We start from the raw sequence: 16,714 nt of genomic DNA on the forward strand, positions 1-16,714 counted from the left end.
CTCTCGGACCGCGTGTTCTAGATCCCCGAGTACGCGTGGAGGGAATCAGCGAAGAAGTTAATGACGTAGTAGTTGACCATGAGAGCGATGATGCCAATGATGTTGAGCCAGGCCGCTCTGCGGCCTTCCCAGCCACGCGTGGTGCGGGCATGGAGGTAGGCGGCATAGAAGCCCCACACGACCAGTGACATGGTTTCTTTCGGGTCCCAGTTCCAGGGGCGGCCCCAGGAGTGCTCGGCCCAGATCGCTCCGGCGATAAGCGTGAAGGTCCACAGGAGGAAGCCCACAACCGTCACCCTCATCGCACCCGATTCCAGCTCGGACGAGGACGGCAGGGAGCGCCACATGCTGGTCCGCTTCTTCTCTCCAGCCCCATCACCAAAGTCATCAGCCACGACCGTCTCGCCGGTTCCGTGGGTGGCAGTCTCTGTCTGCACGCGCGCCTGCGCACCGACCCGTTCCCTGGTTGCCTTGGCATCCTTTTCTTCCTTGCGGAGTTGGATGAGTTGGAGGGCAGACATGAGGGCCGCAAACGCAAAAAGGCCCATCGCGATCGTGGCGGTGGAGACGTGGATGACGAGCCAGTAATGGTCAAGGATTGGCGGGGTGCCCTGCACGCGCACGTACAGCACAGCGACTGCGATACCGAGCGAGAGAAGGGCGAGGGCCGTGACGAAGGTTCCCATGACCCTCAGGTCGCGTTTCCGCGCCAGCACGAGGTAGGTTCCCACCGCCACGCACGTGAAGCTGAGGGTGAACTCGTACATATTCGCCCAGGGCACTCGCGAGGCCGCAATACCTCGGGTGACGGTGCCGAGCACGTGGAGGAGGAAGGCGAGCACGGTAACGGACATGCCGATATTGCCGGCCTTGCGCACTTCCTGCCGACGGTTTGCTGACGTGAGGTCGATACTGAAGGCGATCATGGCGACCGCGTACGCGGCCATCGCCCCGTACACCAGCATGAGGCTCGTGTTTTCCAAATTCATGAGTTCTCCTTCAGACCAAGGGTAGTCGACACGACACGGTCAAGCCCCTCATCGCTCTTCCTGCCGATTGCTGCTGCGTGGATTGTTCCCTGTTCGTATCGCACCCAGACTCTGCGAGTGGGGACAAGGAGTGAGCCTGCGAGGCTTCCGAGTCCGAGCACTGCGAAGAACAGCATCCAGCCAAGGGTAGGATCGTATCGCATATCAAAAGCTGAGAAGCGAGCCAGGTCCACGAATTCGATCGTGCCGTGACCGCCCGGGATCTCTGCCTTCTGACCAAGGCCCAGCGTGGTGAGCACTCCCACCTCGGCATTCCCGTCACCCGCGGGCTCGGTCACGAGTTCCATGTTCGTCGTGTCGAGGAAGTACACGTTCTGCGGTACTCCCCCATCCAGTCCCAAATCACCCGTCCACGTGGTGGTGACCAGGACGGGGTTGAGAGCATCCGGGTTGACGGAGATGATGACACCGTCGCGCTCCTGAGCGGTTGGGAACAGGGTTGCCTGGAAGCCAAGCTGCGGGCCGGTTGTCACATCCGGGACCTTGATCACGCCGGTCGAAATGTAGTCCTGGGTGATGTCGGGCAGGACCACATACTCGTCCATGGCCACATTCCCATCAGCATCCGTAATCCTGATTCGGGGTGCGTAACCGTTGCCGGACAGGTACATGTTGGAGCCCGCCACGTCGATCGGTTCGTTCGGCCGCACCACTTCGCTGCGCTCTTCGCCGTCCTCAATGATCGTCACGTGAGCACGGAACGCAGAGGGAGTGCCATCGTCATAGAACTCGGGAATCATCTCGTCCAGCACCACACGGTAGGGCGGGAGAGATTCTTCGTTGACGAGGATGCCGCGGTCGAACGTGTCGTACGAGAGGACAGAGTTCGCGAAGGTTTCACCTTCGACGATGATCGCCTGGCCGCGGTACGAGAGCGCCTGGGAAAGACCGAAAACAATGAGGAGGCCAAGGAGGGACATGTGGAACAGGACGTTCCCCACCTCCCTCAGGTAGCCCTTCTGCGCCGACAGCGTGCCGCCGCGGACCCTGGTCCGGTAGCCGCGCAGGTTCTTCGCCACCCAGTCCATGGCCTCACCCTCGTCCAGGTCCGTTTCCGCGGACTGGTAGCTCTCGTATCGGGTGAGCCGGTGGGGCACCTTGCCCGGTCCGGCCTTGAGGTCTTTCACGAGTGTGAGGGACCGTGGAACGATGCATCCTACGAGGGAGATGAAGAGCAGAATATAGATTGCCCCGAACCAGGGGGCGGTCAATATATTGAAGAAACCGGCAGCATCGAGGATCTTGCCCCACACCCCGTTGTCATCGATCCACTGCTGGGCGAGAACCGGGTCCTGCCTCTTCTGGGGGAGGATGGAGGCGGGGATGAGTGCGATGACGAGGAGCAGGAGCATAATGATGGCGTTCCTCATCGACGTGAGTTGACGCCAGGCCCACCGCAACCAGCCCTTCCAACCGAGCCCCTTCGGGACGGAGGCAGGCTCGTCCTGCTTGCTACGTACGGTTTCCATTACACCACCAGTTGAGTTTGACCGGACAGGTTAGCGACCCAGTTAATGAGGTCCGTCCACCATCCCGTCACCATGAGCACACCTATGAGAATGAGGGCGATCCCACCGAAAAGCTGGACTTGACGCGTGTTCTTCCGCAGCCAACCCAGCACCTTCTTCGAACGATCCACCGTGAGGGCCACGAGAATGAAGGGCATACCGAGCCCGATGCAGTAGAAGACCGTCAGGACCGTGCCTCTGCCTACGCTGCCCGTGGAGAAGGACATGGAGAGCACCGCCGCGAGGGTGGGGCCGATGCAGGGGGTCCAGCCCAAACCAAACACGGCACCCAGCAGGAGCGCACCAAGAGGTCCTCCCCTGCGTTCCAGCTTCAACCGGGTTGTTCTCTGCAGGAACGGGAAGCCACCGGTGAATGCGACACCCATGAGGATGATGAGGATGCCGGCGATGAACATGACCGTGTCCTGGTACTGGGTGAATCGCGCTCCCGCGGCCGAGAACACCACCCCGAGCAGAACGAAGACCGCGGAGAAGCCCGCCACGAACAGGGTGACGAGGCCGGCGAGACGATTACCCTTCTTCCCATCCGCGCGGGCGGGCGCCATCGATGAGAAGTAGCCCAGGTATCCCGGCAGGAGTGGAAGAACGCAGGGGGAAGCAAAAGAGACAAGGCCGGCGACCACCGCAGCTCCGAGGGCCAGAATCATGGGCCCGGCGGTCACCGCGTTTACGAAAGAATCAGCCACGGGCATCGTCACAGGGTGTCATCAATCATGCCTCGCACGATCTCGGGGTTGATTTGGCCGATGAAGCGGGCTGCGGGCCGGCCTTCGGCATCAATGATCAGGGTCGTGGGAACCGCCTGCAGTGGCACCGTGCCTTCGAGGTCGGCGATGAAGTTCCCATCCGAGCCATCAATCGATTCGTAGGGTGTGCCAAAGGAGCGTTCGAATGCCTGGGCGGTGGCCGCATTGTCACGGACGTTCACGCCAAGGACGGTCACCTGGCCCTCGTAGTCTTCCGCGATCGCGTTGAGATCGGCAGCTTCCGCACGGCAGGGCGGGCACGCCGCATACCACGTATTAATAACTACAACTTCGCCCCGCAGGTCCTCCAGAGACAGTTCCGTGCCATCGAAAGTGGTGCCGGAGGCGGTCACCGGATCGGTCCGTTCCGACTCGTCCCACATAACGTAGTTGGCGTCCCCGCCCTCGTACTCGGCCCCCGCATCAAGCGTTGACGAGCACGCAGCCAGCAGGGGCAGGAGAAGCATCAGGGAGTATGCTCTCTTCACTCGTCACCCTTTGCTTCGGCGGCGGCTGAGGTTCCGGGCACCATGTCGGCAGCAATCGCCACGAGGTCGGCCGCGGGCTCCCAGTAGTCAAGGGCTAGGAGCTGACTGTCGGCAAAGGTGAGCGAGGTGACGGATGCAAGGGCACACTGTCTCTTGCGCGGATCGTGTGCGAGCCACTTGCGTTCTACGAAGCGCCGCATCGTCCAGATCGGCAACTGGTGGCTGAACAGGACGGCTTCTCCCCCGCGGGCCTCCGTGAGGGCCTTTCCGATAGCTCCGCTCATGCGGCGCACCACGTTCGTGTAGGGCTCGCCCCAAGACGGCTCGAACGGGTTTGCGTACCAGGAGTAATAGCGGGGATGAGCGAGAACGAGACGGTTCTTATTGACGGCCACGCCCTCGAACTTGTTTCCCGCCTCGATCAGGCGATCATCAATGACCGTGTCGACGCCTGCTACACGGGCCGTCGGGGCCGCGGTTTCCTGAGCGCGTTCGAGCGGTGATGATGCCACGTAGCGAACATCGTGGCCCTCCGAGAAGGCCTTCCCCACTTCCTCTCCCATGGCCAGGCCAAGTTCGGTCAGGTGAAAGCCGGGTCGGCGACCATAGAGGATCCCGGTGGGGTTATCGACTTCGCCGTGGCGTACGAGATGAACGGTCGTCAATTCCATAAGTCAACAGTGCCATACGAGCCTGGGAATCAGGAACGTCAGTCCAGTGTGGCAGGATCCTCAAGCAGCGTCGACATGATGCGTCCGAGCGTAATGAGGTCGTCGTGACCGATCTTCTCAAGGAGGTGGGTACGTACCGAACGGACGTGGTCGGGAGCGAGGCTCTTCAGCAGGTCGTAGCCCGCATCCGTCATCCGGCAGATCCTGCCCCGCCCATCCTTCGCACAGGTCTCACGCACCACGTAACCCTCCTCCTCAAGGGAGGCAACGGTGCGGGTGAGGCGGCTGCGAGAGTGAATGAGATCATCTGCGAGATCCGACATGCGCATCGACCAGCCATCCGACTCGGACAGGCGCACGAGAACCTCGTACTTGTTGAGCGTCAGACCGTTGTTCTCCAACATATCGTGGCCGATTTGGGCATTGAGGCGGGCCGAGCCGCGCAAATAGTTGCGCCAAGCAACCTGCTCGTCCGGTTCGAGCCAGATCGATTTATTTTCCGACATACCCTTCTCCTTCCTCAAGGAGACAGTCTACCAAATTTAGTTCAACTGTAAACTATTCTTGATTCGGGTGATCATCCCGGGCCGCGTAGCTCTCGCGAGCGCAGCCTTCGAGGACGTGAGCGACGCCTTCATTTTCTCCCCCTCGAGTAGCACGGGGAGGATATCCGAATAGCTGGCGAGTCTAGTGTCAGAGTCAATATCGACGCTGCGCCATTCGAGCCCGGTTTCGGATTCGAGTTGGGAAAGCGAGATTTCGGCCTGCTCGCACAGGTGGCATCCTTGCCGAACAACGAGCGTGTACATGTGTGTCCTGACAGCTGTGGGCCCGGAGAAACCGGACCCACGATGCTTACTTCTTGTTGCGGCGCTGGTGGCGTGTCTTGCGAAGCAGCTTACGGTGCTTTTTCTTGGACATGCGCTTGCGGCGCTTCTTAACTACGGAACCCAATGGTTACCTCCAATGTCGGAACGGCGAACACTCCTTCGCCAATGGTCACCCGGATATCCTACCGCTATTTCCGCCTAAGCGTGACGTTCGTCCGCATCGTAGGCAGTTTTTGAGAGCAATTCATCAACCGCATCTGTCGGCACCCGGTAGGAGTTTCCTACCCGCACGGCAGGAAGCTCGCCGGAGTGGACCATACGGTACACCGTCATTCTTGACACGCGTGCGAGCTCAGCAACTTCAGCGACCGTCATAAATTGCGGCGCTGAGGAAGGCACTTGCGACATACGTTTCCGATCTCGTGTGTGAAGCCGCGTATAGAGCGGTAGCAGCTTCGGGAGTTATGCTCTTGATCATCATAGGGGACAACCGGCATATTTGCCGACTAATTTCGCTGTGTTACGTGATTCATCCTCCCGAATTATCAAGGAGAGAGTAGCCTTCAAAGTGCCCTATTCGGTGAAGGAGGTGCCCGTGCCACGCCAAGGACACGATAAATCCCGCGCTCAGGGGGTACGCTCCTACATTGACCAGCTGGCTCAGGAGCGTCCCGCCCGTCTCGCTCTCATTGTCTTCGCGGGCATTATCGCAACCGCCACGCTCCTCCTGTCCCTCCCCTTTGCTTATTCGGGGCCGGGCGGCGCCTCCATCATCGACGCATTCTTCACTGCAACATCCGCCGTCTCCGTGACCGGACTGTCGGTTGTGGATACGGCAACCGCATGGACCGGTTTCGGACACGTCGTCATCATGATCTCGATGATGATCGGCGGTTTGGGAATCATGACTTTTGCCTCGATTCTGGGCCGGGCAGTCTCGCACCGGATCGGGCTCACGCAGCGCCTGCTGGCAGCCAACGAAACAAAATCTCGCCTTGGCGAGGTCGGTTCCCTCCTGACCGCGGTCCTTGTCGCATCGCTGTCGATCGAGCTCTTCCTCACGATCGCCCTCATGCCCTCGTTCCTGAGCATGGGTGAGCCGCTTCTTGAGGCGATCTGGCATTCGATGTTCATGGCGGTCTCGATCTTCAACAACGGTGGCTTCGTCATCGTTGAGGGTGGGATTGGGCCCATGGTTGGCGACTGGCTCTTCTGCATCCCCATCATCGTGGGCACGATCATGGGTGCGATTGGTTTCCCCGTGATCCGGGATGTTTACCACAACTGGAGAAGACCCCGGTTTCTCACCCTCCATTCCAAGCTCACAATCACTACCTATCTGCTCCTGTGGTTGGGTGGCATTGCCGCGATCTTCGTGTTCGAATGGGGCAATCCGAACAGTCTCGGCGGGCTTAACGGGGATGACAAGATTCTGGCCGGCATCCTCCACGGCACAACCATTCGGTCCTCCGGGATCAACACGATCGACCTGTCCGGGGTGTCGGGCAGCACCCTGTTTGTTTTCAATGCCCTCATGTTCGTTGGTGGCGGGTCCGCATCCACCGCGGGAGGTATCAAGGTTGCAACGTTTGCAGTGCTCGTGCTCGCCATCATGGCGGAAGCCCGAGGAGACCGGGACATTGTTGCCTTCAATAAGCGGATCCCGAGCAGCACCCTGAGGCTCGCAATCTCAGCGGCCTTCCTGGGCGCGACCCTTGTCGGCGTGGGCACTCTGCTCCTCCTCCACACCACCGACCTCCCCCTCGAAACGGTCCTGTTCGAAGCAATTTCGGCCTTTGCGACCTGCGGTCTGTCTCTCGGGATCACTCCGGGGCTCCCCACCGCGGCCAAGTTCGTTCTTATTGCCCTCATGTTCACCGGCCGCGTGGGTACGATGACGCTCGCTGCGGCGCTTGCTATGAGGGAGCGTCAACGTCAGATCCGGTACACGGAGGAAAGTCCGATCATTGGCTGATCTCACATGCCCCTATGATTGTGGCGGAGGTGTTTCATGGCACGTAAATCTCAGGGCCGTCTCGGCGCTGTTCTCGTAGTGGGACTGGGTCGCTTCGGTTCTGCTGTCGCACTCACGCTTGCCGATCAGGGCCGCGAGGTCCTCGCGGTCGAAAAGGACCCGCTACTTGCGAACCAGTGGTCGCACCGCTTCACCGTGATCGAAGCTGACGCCACCTCAAAGGACGCTCTCGAGCAGCTCGGTGCTAGGGACTTTAACGTGGCCGTTGTTGGGATCGGCTCCAGCCTCGAAGCCTCCGTGCTCACGGCAGCAAACCTGGTGGAGATGGGGATCCCTGAGATTTGGGCCAAGGCAACATCCCGTGACCACGGACGCATCCTGGAAAAGATTGGTGCGCACCGCAGGGTCTTCCCGGAATACGATGCTGGTCGGCGCGTGGCTCACATGGTGGCGGGCCGAATGATCGACTACATCGAGATGGAGGACAACTTCACGATCGTCAAAATGCGTCCCCCGCTCGAGCTGCGCGGCTTCACCATCGGTGAATCGAAGGTCCGCGAGCGCTACGGGGTGAATATCTTGGGCGTGAAGTCACCGCACGAGCCCTTTGAGTACGCCACGTCCGAAACCCTCATCGGCGAGGACGATCTCATTATTGTCTCGGGCAATGTTGAACTCCTCGACGAGTTCGCTGCCCGCCAATAAATCCGTGCCGCGTTTCGCCACCATCATTCGCTAACCTCGAACCATGGCAAAAATACGGACGTCTTTTACGTGCTCAGAGTGTGGCTGGGAGACCAGCAAATGGGTGGGTAAGTGCGCTCAGTGCAATGACTGGGGCACGATGGTGGAGAACCGCCCCACCCCCACAACGTCCGCAAAGTCACTCACACCCGCCTCACCGGCCGTGCCGATTACGCAGGTGCAGGGCACCACGAGCGAACGTGCCACGACCGGCGTGGGTGAACTCGACCGGGTACTTGGGGGCGGGCTCGTTCCCGGCGCCGTCATTCTTCTCGCCGGTGAACCCGGGGTCGGCAAATCCACTCTCCTACTCGATGTTGCGGCTCAGATCTCCCGCATCAACACCCGCCCCGTCCTCTACATTTCCGGTGAGGAATCGGCATCCCAGGTGCGGCTACGTGCCGAACGCATCGGTGCCATGACAGACGGCCTGCACCTTGCTGCCGAGGCCGACCTGTCGACCATCATTGGGCACGTGGATGCTGCTCAGCCGAGCATGCTCATCATCGACTCAGTTCAAACCATCATGGATACGAACGTTGACGGTGCCGCCGGCAGCGTCTCCCAGGTGCGAGCAGTCACGGCCGGTCTCGTCAATCTTGCGAAGACTCGCAATCTTCCCGTACTTCTCGTTGGGCATGTCACCAAGGATGGCTCGATCGCGGGCCCACGCGTTCTCGAGCATCTCGTTGACGTGGTCTGCCAATTCGACGGTGACCGGCACTCCCGCCTCCGCATGGTTCGCGCCGTCAAGAACCGTTACGGACCAACTGACGAAGTCGGCTGCTTCGAACTGGTCGATGATGGCATCGAGGAGCTACCAGATCCTTCGGGACTGTTCCTTTCGGATCGCGCCCGCACCGTTCCCGGCACCTGTGTCACCATCACCCTCGAGGGTAGGCGTCCCATGCCGGTCGAGATCCAGTCTCTAGCGGTTGCCCCTGCCGGCCCGCCCCGCCGCACCACCTCCGGCGTTGACTCATCGAGGGTAGCGATGACCGTGGCCGTGCTCCAATCACGCCTGGGAGTCGACCTGGACCGCAAGGATATTTTCGTTTCCACCATCGGCGGCGCCAGGGCAACCGAGCCATCAACGGACTTGGCGGCAGCACTATCCCTGGCCTCGGCAGTTGCCGACCTGCCCCTCGCACCCGGTGTGATCGCCCTCGGGGAAGTTGCGCTCACGGGCGAGGTGCGGCCCATTGTCGGGCTGGAACAGCGCCTCGGGGAAGCGGTACGCCTCGGCTTCACGAAGGCCCTCATCCCAGCAGGTGCCGACGTGAAGATTCCGAAGGGCATGCAGGTGGCACAGGTTCCCGATGTCGCGACCGCGGTTCGTCAGGTACTACCCATCGACTAACGGCAAAGAGCGAGCAGAAGCCACTTGCCAGTTACCTGCCGCGTGCGTTAACTCTTCTGCTCGCCCACTATTCGCCCTATTCCTGCTGTTCTGATATTGATCAGTCTGGAACGTACTCGTGGTCCTCGGGCGGTGGCTCGATCGTGGTGGCTTCCTCGGTCGGCTCGTCTGTCGGCTGCTCTTCAGCTTCTTCCTCACCGGTTGCCTCTTCGGGTTCTTCAGAGGGTGCTTCCTCGGCGGGAGCAATACCGTTTGAGTCGGTGAGAACAAAGGAGTCGCGTAGCTCGGGAAATTCTGTTCCGTCCACGTAGCCCTTGACCACGTAGGTGCCGGGGTTGGGTGCCGGGAGTCCGCTCGCGCAGTCGGTCGTGGAGCGCGCTCCCGACCAGTGCACATCCACCGTTGAGGAGACTCCGGGGCCGAAGACGTACATGCGGGACGGACCATCCTCAACGCAGTGGTTGGAAGCCCAGATGCTGTCGTTACCGGAGGTCACTTCGAGAACCAGATTACTTGTGCCGGTATCGAGCGAGCAGGGCTGATCGCCATTGTTTGTCATCGTGATCCCGAAAGATACGGGGTTACCGGCCACGCTCCCGGTGCGGTTCATTTCCATGTCCAGCATGCCCGGCTCACAGGGAACTACCTCGAACGTGTCCTTCTCAGTTTCGGCAACGATCTGCTCGCCACGTTTATTGAGCTGCGCATATAGGTAGATGCTGGCGCCAACAATGAGGACCGCGATGATAATGATGACGACGACCGAGACAAGTAGACGCTTGCGGCGTTCATCCTCTGGGGTATAGGCACGCTTGGTGCTCCCACCGAGCCCGATGCGGCCCTTAATCGAGTTAACAAACGAACCCGTGGAGGCACCTACCGCGGCCTTCTTGGGGCGGGTCGAATTGCGTTGAGCAGGCGTTGGCTTACGGCTCGCACCGGAAGCGGCACTTCCGCCCCGTAATCTGGCCCCTTGGCCCTGACTGCGTACCTGCTGCCTGCCGCCCTTCTTCTTCCCTGTCTGCTGGGAACGGTTTGCAGACGCTCCAGCCTGTTGCCCACTAGCCTTGGTGCGCAGGGAGAACTGCTGCTTGGGAGCAGGTTTGTCGGACAGGGTTCCAGGAATATCGGAGGACGTTACCCGAGTGGTTGTGGTGCGCTTGGGGGAAGGCTTCGCTTTCCCGCCATTGCGTGGCAGGGTTCCTGGGATCTCGTCAGCCGATGAGAAGTTCTGGCTGCGGGCACGTCCGGACCGGCCCGCCTTCGAGGGCGGACCTTGCCTGTCCCGGTTCTTGCCTTGACCGCGGTCCTCAGAATCCTTCACCCAACCAATTTACGGCCCCGGAGACAAAAATGCTGGAAGCGCACGCCACTGTGGCACACTGGGGTCGATGTTTGACGAGTTGGCTTGGTGGTTTGATCAGCACGGCAGGGATCTGCCGTGGCGGGAGGAGAACACCCCGCCCTGGCACATCCTTATCTGCGAGGTGATGAGCCAACAAACCCCGATTGCCCGTGTGCTACCGGCATGGACCGAGTGGACACAGCACTGGCCAACACCGTCTGCCATGGCCCAATCAAGTCCGGAAGAAGTGTTGAGGGCATGGAAGTCCCTCGGCTATCCAAGGCGCGCACTTCGCATGAGAGACTGCGCACAGGTCATCGTCGAACGCCATGACGGCGAAGTCCCCGACACCGAGGAGGAGCTGCTCGCCCTACCGGGAATTGGGGCATACACGGCAGCTGCAATACTCGCGTTCGGATTCCATAAACGCGCCCTCGTTCTGGACACGAACATTAGGCGAGTCATTGGCAGAATCCACGGCGAAGCCCTCCCCTCACCCACCCTGACCAAGCCGGAGCGGGAGCGAGCCCTGTCCCTACTTCCCGAAGACACAGCAGAATCCGTGGTGTGGAATGCGGCGGTCATGGAGCTCGGCGCACTCGTATGCACTGCCCGCTCCCCTCGCTGTACCGAATGTCCCCTCATTGACCGGTGCGGGTGGCGGGAACTGGGCTATCCTCCCGATCAGCACGCTTCCCGCCGGAAAACCCAGGCCTGGGAAGGGACACTACGGCAGTCACGGGGGAAGATCATGGGTGCACTGCGCGACTCCGACCATCCCCTGCCCGTCTCCGAGCTCATTGCCGCCGATCCGTCGCAGGCGGAGCTTGCATTGGCCGGCTTGCTCGAGGACGGGTTGGTTGAACGATTGGGTGATCGGGTGGCACTTCCCGGTAGCCTAAAGCCATGAACCGTATCCCGAATCATCGCATTATTTTGTGGTCCACCGGCCTTGTCGTGCTGGGCCTGATCCTGTCGATTATCGGACTGATTCTTTACGAGTTCACCCCAACCCAGAACCGCTCGTGGGCTCCTGCCATTCCCTCCGTCGCAACGCTCGGCCTCACGCTCGGCGGAATCATCGTGATTTCCCGATCGAAAGACCCAAATCTCGCTGACTTTGCTCCCCGGCTTTGGAAGTACGTCTCGTACGGCACCCTGGCAACAATCATTGTTGTCTTGATCGTTGCTGCCATCACGATCGACCCGATCACTGCCCTCATCCTAGGCCTTGTCGCCATCCAGGGCCCAGTCGGTGCCCGGTTCGTATCCGATCAGCTCGGCAGGCAGAACTAGAAACCTAGGCCCGCCACTTCTATTGGAAACGTAACCCCGAACGCCTGCACACGCCACCTGTCAGCCGTTTGGCAAGCATCGCCAGGTATTAGGGACAAGTTGCCCAGTTATTTGGGACAAGCTAATCGGAACGCTGGATAGTGCAGGGTCAGATTTCTGATACGGGGCGGCCGAGCTCTTTGAGCATGCGGGAGTTGCCGAGCGTATTGGGTTTGACTCGAGCGAGTTCGAGGAACTCCGCCATGCCATCATCGTGCGAACGCAGCATTTCAGCATAAACGTTCTCACCAACCGGCGTGCCCTGGATCTCTACGAAGCCGAGGCTCCGGAAGAACCGAGTTTCGAATGTAAGGCAGAACAGCCTGCGCAGTTCGAGCTCGTAGGCTTTCGCCTCAAGGGCAAGGTAGATGTCGCGGCCCACTCCCCGATTCTGATAGTCCGGGCTCACCGCGAGGGTACGAATCTCGGCGATGTCTTCCCAGAGCACATGGAGGGCGCCGCACCCGATGACGGTGTCACCGTCGAGCGCCACGAAGAACTCCTGCACGTCCTCGAAATAGTCGATGAGGTCCTTGGAAATGAGGACGCGTTCCTGCGCGAGCGGTTCAACAAGCTTTGCAATGGCACGAACGTGACTGGGCAGTGCAGGAATGATGTTGATCATCAGGCCAGTCTAGTCCGTGCCCAAGATCCTAGGATTCTTTGACGCCAAGACCCACGCGCTTGCGCTGACCGCCAGCCAGGTCGAGGAGCTTCCAGGCCGCCCCCTCATCAATAATCAGGTCCGTGACGGCTCTCGCCAGGAGCGCCCCGTGCAGGGGAAGGACCTTCGAGGCGCCAGCAACCACGCAGATACGGCGGGGAATCTTGCGAAGCTCACCGGGGGTTGGGCCGGTGGCTCGCTTGTTGATCTCAATGTCTTCGTACGAGCCGTCGGGGCGCAGCAGGACGGTACAGACGTCACCAACGACGCCCTCCGCGCGGAGAATAGAAATGTCGTGGGGTGACAGGTAGCCGCCCACGTAAACGTGGGAGGCGAGCGGGGAGTTGAAGGAACCAACACCGAAGACCGCAATGTCCGTGGTCTGCTGCAGTTCCCGAACCGCGACCAGTGACCGCTCGCGCCACATGGCTTCCCGCGTCTCCGCGTAGTCAAAGAAGGCGGGAACCGGGAAGTGCCGCACCGTCGCACCGAAGGCCTTACCGAAGGAGTCGATGATTTGACCGGCGTAGGGAATGCCAGTGGTGGAGGAATTAGCTGCACCATTGAGCTGAACCACGATGGAACCGGGGGCGGGACGCGGGGACAGGTGATCGGTGACCGCGGAAATGGTCGTACCCCAGGCAACGCCGATCGTGTGTCCGGGCTTCACAAGATCCGAGATGATCGCGCCGGCCACGGTTGCGACCGCATCCAGTCGGCGCACGTCGGTTGACGTGGGTGAGACGGGAACAACGTGAGCGGTGATCCCAAAGACTTCCGAGATCCGTGCCGAGAGCGAATCCGAGTTCTCGGTGGGCGGGTGCAAACTGATGCGCACGAGCCCCTCGTCACGGGCTAGAGAAATGAGTCGTGAGACGGTCGAACGTGACACCCCGAGGCGCCGAGCAACCGTTTCCATCGTTTCCCCCTGCACGTAGTGCAGCACGGCCGCCTCGTAGGCAATTCTCCGACGATCCTCGGACAACCTAACTCTCCTCTTAGCATCTTCTCGGCAGGATCATTATTGTTCCTCCTGCATAAGCATACTGCCACGTAGAGTTACTCGCCGATGAGCGGGCCCCTACACCCAGTTTCCCGCGCCATTCTCCCGTAAACACGTCGTTGCGAAAAACTGAAGGCGGCATGCACGTACGTTCACAGCTTATGCGATGCAGTTCATTGCTGGCACACTTTTTCCAGTATGATGTGATCACACCCACCCTGGGTGCTGGCCACAACGTAGCGCTCCAGATCCAACTGGCGCCAACGATCACCACTTACTACCTTTGAAAACTGTGCCGGCGCAAACGCTTCGGCACGAAGGCAGACAGCGCGTCGGCCTCACCACCACGAAAGGAACTCGTCAAAGATGACCGAGAAGAAGTACGTATTGGCAATTGACCAGGGAACCACCTCATCCCGCGCGATTATCTTCAACCACTCCGGTGAGATCGTCTCCGTTGGACAGATGGAACACGAGCAGATTTTCCCGAGGCCGGGCTGGGTTGAGCACGACCCGATCGAGATCCGTGACAACGTTCGCGAGGTAATTGGTATGGCCCTGAGTAAGGCCGACATCAACCGCCACGAGATCGCCTCCGTCGGTATCACCAACCAGCGCGAGACGGCAGTTGTCTGGGACAAGAACACGGGTCAGCCGGTCTACAACGCCATCGTTTGGCAGGACACCCGTACCGACAAGATCGCACGCGAGCTCGGCGGCGACGTAGGCGCAGATAGGTACAAGGAGCGCGTCGGTCTGCCGCTCGCCACCTACTTCTCGGGCCCGAAGATCAAGTGGATCCTCGACAACGTTGAGGGAGCACGCGAGAAGGCTGAAGCGGGCGACCTCCTGTTCGGCAACACCGACGCATGGGTTCTCTGGAACCTGACCGGTGGTGTCAACGGCGGCGTCCACGCAACCGACGTCACCAACGCTTCGCGCACCATGCTCATGGATGTTCGCAAGCTCGAGTGGGACTCCGAGATCTGCGCCGACATGGGCATTCCCATGTCGATGCTCCCCGAGATTAGGTCCTCCTCCGAGGTTTACGGCCATGGCGCCAAGAACACCCTCATCATCGACACCCCGATCGCCGGTATCCTCGGTGACCAGCAAGCAGCCACCTTCGGCCAGGCTTGCTTCGAGAAGGGCATGGCGAAGAACACCTACGGCACCGGTAACTTCATGCTCATTAACACCGGTCAGGAAGCCGTTACCTCCAAGAATGGCCTGCTGACCACCGTCTGCTACAAGATCGGTGACGCTCCGGCCGTGTACGCACTCGAGGGCTCCATCGCTGTCACGGGCTCGCTCGTCCAGTGGCTGCGCGACAACCTCAACATGATCGATTCCGCTCCGGAAATCGAGACCCTTGCTGAGACCGTTGAGGACAACGGCGGCGTTTACGTCGTCCCCGCCTTCTCGGGCCTCTTCGCTCCGTACTGGAAGGACGATGCTCGCGGCGCGATTGTGGGCCTCACCCGCTTCAACAACAAGGGCCACATTGCCCGTGCAGTCCTCGAGGCAACCGCCTTCCAGACTGCCGAGGTTCTCGAGGCTATGAACGCCGACTCGGGTGCTGAGCTCACCGAGCTCCGCGTTGACGGCGGCATGATCGCCAACAACGCTCTCATGCAGTTCCAGGCCGACATCCTCGGCGTGGACGTTGTTGCTCCCAAGGTTGCGGAGACCACCGCTCTCGGTGCCGCCTACGCGGCCGGCATCGCTGTCGACTTCTGGCAGGGCGAGCAGGACGTCATCAACAACTGGCAGGAAGGCTCCCGCTGGACGCCCGAAATGGACGAGAACGAGCGTGCACGTCAGATGCGTCTCTGGAAGAAGGCCGTTACCCGCACCTTCGACTGGGTTGATGAGGATGTCGCCAACGCCTGATCACCTGAACAAACCATTCGTTAAGTAAATAGTCGACGGTAGGCCCGAACAGCTCAAACTGTTCGGGCCTACCGCTATCTATGTCCGCAAATATTCCCGTTGAGAACATCCAGATTGATACCAACCTCAAGGAGTCGTCTTTTCCACAAAGCGCTCGGCTTCCCAGGGTTTCGCCGACAGCTTTCAAGCCTTGGGTTTAGCCCGCAGTCGTTGCGCTAACCACTGCGGCATAGTTCTGCTACACCCATTCGGCCGTGTCGGGATCCACTCCATTTGCACGGGCGTTAGCTTCGACGATGTCTCGCACCCACCGGGCAAGGCCCGGGGCGCGATCATCGTAGTGGGATTGGAAGCGCGGGTCTTCCGTGTACAGGCGCGCCATGAGAACCTGCTTACTGATCGACGTGTCCACGTAGGTCTGTAACCATTCCCGATGCAGTTCCGCAAGTTCGTTGGCTCGGTCCGTACCGGGCTCAATTCCTGACTGGAACGCTTCCGTAAGGGCTTCTTCAAGCACGGCGACATCACGGTTCGCCATCATCCAGTCGTGCCTGGTCATGGCGTCCACTTTGCGCTTCGATTGTTTCCAGTCCTCGGTATGACCCCAGCGTTCTTCGGCCTCGTCTTCCCAGGCCGGATCCCAACCGGTGCCAAGAATCTCGGCTCGCTGTGCGGAGGTAAGTTTTCTTCCCATTCCGTTTTCCCTCAACAGTTGATCAACAGCAGAGATCCTCTGCTGTAGGTGAGAAATCCTGGCAACGAGAAGCTTTCTTTGCTGTTTCAGATGTTCGCGCTCACCGAGCGCAGAGTCACCCAGAACCTCAGCGATGATCGATAGTGGCATTCCCGTCTCGCGGTACACGAGGACCATTTCGAGCCGGTGGACATCCGATTCGGAATAGAGCCGATGGTCGGCACTTGACCGTGCGCTCGGCACCGCAAGACCAATCTCGTCCCAGTGATGCAAGGTCCGCACGCTCACTCCAACGAGCTCCGCAACCTGCCCCACCGTCATACCCGGTTCATCTTTCACGCTCATAGCATCCAGCCTGACGTTGCGTCAGGGTCAAGGCAAGCGGGAT

General features: G+C 60.3%; 19 protein-coding genes. 6 read left to right on the plus strand and 13 right to left on the minus strand.

Annotated features, from left to right (window positions below; genetic code table 11):
* Positions 1-17: 17 nt before the first annotated feature.
* The 9 genes from ccsB to BN1241_RS04670 all read right to left on the minus strand — a co-directional run bounded on the left by ccsB (position 18) and on the right by BN1241_RS04670 (position 5,721).
* The gene (ccsB, locus tag BN1241_RS04635) at positions 18-989 is read right to left on the minus strand and encodes a c-type cytochrome biogenesis protein CcsB (protein ID WP_054952538.1); all 972 of its coding nucleotides are present in this window, start codon (positions 987-989) and stop codon (positions 18-20) included.
* Complete coding sequence (gene resB / locus BN1241_RS04640; protein WP_054952539.1) at positions 986-2,518, minus strand: cytochrome c biogenesis protein ResB; 1,533 nt, start codon at positions 2,516-2,518, stop codon at positions 986-988. The genes ccsB and resB overlap by 4 nt, the downstream gene beginning before the upstream one ends.
* Positions 2,518-3,270 carry a cytochrome c biogenesis CcdA family protein gene (locus BN1241_RS04645; RefSeq protein WP_077138385.1) on the minus strand — a complete coding sequence of 251 codons (753 nt, stop codon included), beginning with the start codon at positions 3,268-3,270 and terminating at the stop codon, positions 2,518-2,520. Before BN1241_RS04645 ends, resB begins: the two co-directional genes overlap by 1 nt.
* A gap of 2 nt (positions 3,271-3,272) precedes the next feature.
* Positions 3,273-3,812 carry a TlpA family protein disulfide reductase gene (locus BN1241_RS04650; RefSeq protein ID WP_054952540.1) on the minus strand — a complete coding sequence of 180 codons (540 nt, stop codon included), beginning with the start codon at positions 3,810-3,812 and terminating at the stop codon, positions 3,273-3,275.
* Complete coding sequence (locus tag BN1241_RS04655; RefSeq protein ID WP_054952541.1) at positions 3,809-4,483, minus strand: histidine phosphatase family protein; 675 nt, start codon at positions 4,481-4,483, stop codon at positions 3,809-3,811. The genes BN1241_RS04650 and BN1241_RS04655 overlap by 4 nt, the downstream gene beginning before the upstream one ends.
* A gap of 38 nt (positions 4,484-4,521) precedes the next feature.
* Entirely contained in the window at positions 4,522-4,989 is a 468-nt protein-coding gene (locus BN1241_RS04660; protein ID WP_054952542.1) for a MarR family winged helix-turn-helix transcriptional regulator, read from the minus strand.
* A gap of 36 nt (positions 4,990-5,025) precedes the next feature.
* On the minus strand, positions 5,026-5,292 hold the full coding sequence (locus BN1241_RS04665) for a glutaredoxin family protein (protein ID WP_054952543.1): 267 nt from the start codon (positions 5,290-5,292) through the stop codon (positions 5,026-5,028).
* A 46-nt stretch (positions 5,293-5,338) separates the two neighbouring features.
* Positions 5,339-5,437 carry a 30S ribosomal protein bS22 gene (locus BN1241_RS12220; protein WP_019174583.1) on the minus strand — a complete coding sequence of 33 codons (99 nt, stop codon included), beginning with the start codon at positions 5,435-5,437 and terminating at the stop codon, positions 5,339-5,341.
* 74 nt (positions 5,438-5,511) lie between these two features.
* Positions 5,512-5,721: a helix-turn-helix domain-containing protein gene (locus BN1241_RS04670; RefSeq protein WP_054952544.1), complete on the minus strand. Its 210-nt coding sequence runs from the start codon at positions 5,719-5,721 to the stop codon at positions 5,512-5,514.
* Between the two features lie 187 nt (positions 5,722-5,908).
* On the opposite strand from BN1241_RS04670, the gene BN1241_RS04675 reads away from it, so the two are divergent.
* The 3 genes from BN1241_RS04675 to radA are packed head-to-tail and all read left to right on the plus strand — an operon-like array spanning position 5,909 to position 9,392.
* Positions 5,909-7,288 carry a TrkH family potassium uptake protein gene (locus tag BN1241_RS04675; RefSeq protein ID WP_230198264.1) on the plus strand — a complete coding sequence of 460 codons (1,380 nt, stop codon included), beginning with the start codon at positions 5,909-5,911 and terminating at the stop codon, positions 7,286-7,288.
* A gap of 36 nt (positions 7,289-7,324) precedes the next feature.
* Entirely contained in the window at positions 7,325-7,993 is a 669-nt protein-coding gene (locus BN1241_RS04680; protein WP_054952545.1) for a potassium channel family protein, read from the plus strand.
* A gap of 43 nt (positions 7,994-8,036) precedes the next feature.
* The gene (gene radA / locus BN1241_RS04685; protein ID WP_054952546.1) at positions 8,037-9,392 is read left to right on the plus strand and encodes a DNA repair protein RadA; all 1,356 of its coding nucleotides are present in this window, start codon (positions 8,037-8,039) and stop codon (positions 9,390-9,392) included.
* Positions 9,393-9,492: 100 nt separating this feature from the next.
* Here radA and BN1241_RS04690 read toward each other — a convergent pair whose 3' ends face one another.
* Entirely contained in the window at positions 9,493-10,716 is a 1,224-nt protein-coding gene (locus BN1241_RS04690; RefSeq protein WP_054952547.1) for a hypothetical protein, read from the minus strand.
* A 67-nt stretch (positions 10,717-10,783) separates the two neighbouring features.
* On the opposite strand from BN1241_RS04690, the gene BN1241_RS04695 reads away from it, so the two are divergent.
* The gene (locus tag BN1241_RS04695) at positions 10,784-11,647 is read left to right on the plus strand and encodes an HhH-GPD family protein (protein WP_054952548.1); all 864 of its coding nucleotides are present in this window, start codon (positions 10,784-10,786) and stop codon (positions 11,645-11,647) included.
* Positions 11,644-12,033 (plus strand): hypothetical protein, encoded by a 390-nt coding sequence (locus BN1241_RS04700; protein WP_054952549.1) that lies wholly within the window; start codon positions 11,644-11,646, stop codon positions 12,031-12,033. Before BN1241_RS04695 ends, BN1241_RS04700 begins: the two co-directional genes overlap by 4 nt.
* Positions 12,034-12,181: 148 nt before the next feature.
* On the opposite strand, the gene BN1241_RS04705 is transcribed toward BN1241_RS04700, so the two are convergent.
* A complete protein-coding gene (locus BN1241_RS04705) occupies positions 12,182-12,697 on the minus strand; it encodes an amino-acid N-acetyltransferase (RefSeq protein WP_054952550.1) in 516 nt (171 codons plus the stop codon).
* 28 nt (positions 12,698-12,725) lie between these two features.
* The gene (locus BN1241_RS04710; protein WP_054952551.1) at positions 12,726-13,721 is read right to left on the minus strand and encodes a sugar-binding transcriptional regulator; all 996 of its coding nucleotides are present in this window, start codon (positions 13,719-13,721) and stop codon (positions 12,726-12,728) included.
* Between the two features lie 384 nt (positions 13,722-14,105).
* Between BN1241_RS04710 and glpK the strand changes: the two genes are divergently transcribed.
* A complete protein-coding gene (gene glpK / locus BN1241_RS04715; protein WP_054952552.1) occupies positions 14,106-15,632 on the plus strand; it encodes a glycerol kinase GlpK in 1,527 nt (508 codons plus the stop codon).
* 238 nt (positions 15,633-15,870) lie between these two features.
* On the opposite strand, the gene BN1241_RS04720 is transcribed toward glpK, so the two are convergent.
* Positions 15,871-16,671, minus strand: a complete 801-nt coding sequence (locus tag BN1241_RS04720; RefSeq protein WP_054952553.1) for a MerR family transcriptional regulator — start codon at positions 16,669-16,671, stop codon at positions 15,871-15,873.
* Positions 16,672-16,714: the final 43 nt, after the last annotated feature.

The organism is Flaviflexus massiliensis, from assembly GCF_001375495.1.
Lineage (GTDB): Bacteria > Actinomycetota > Actinomycetes > Actinomycetales > Actinomycetaceae > Flaviflexus > Flaviflexus massiliensis.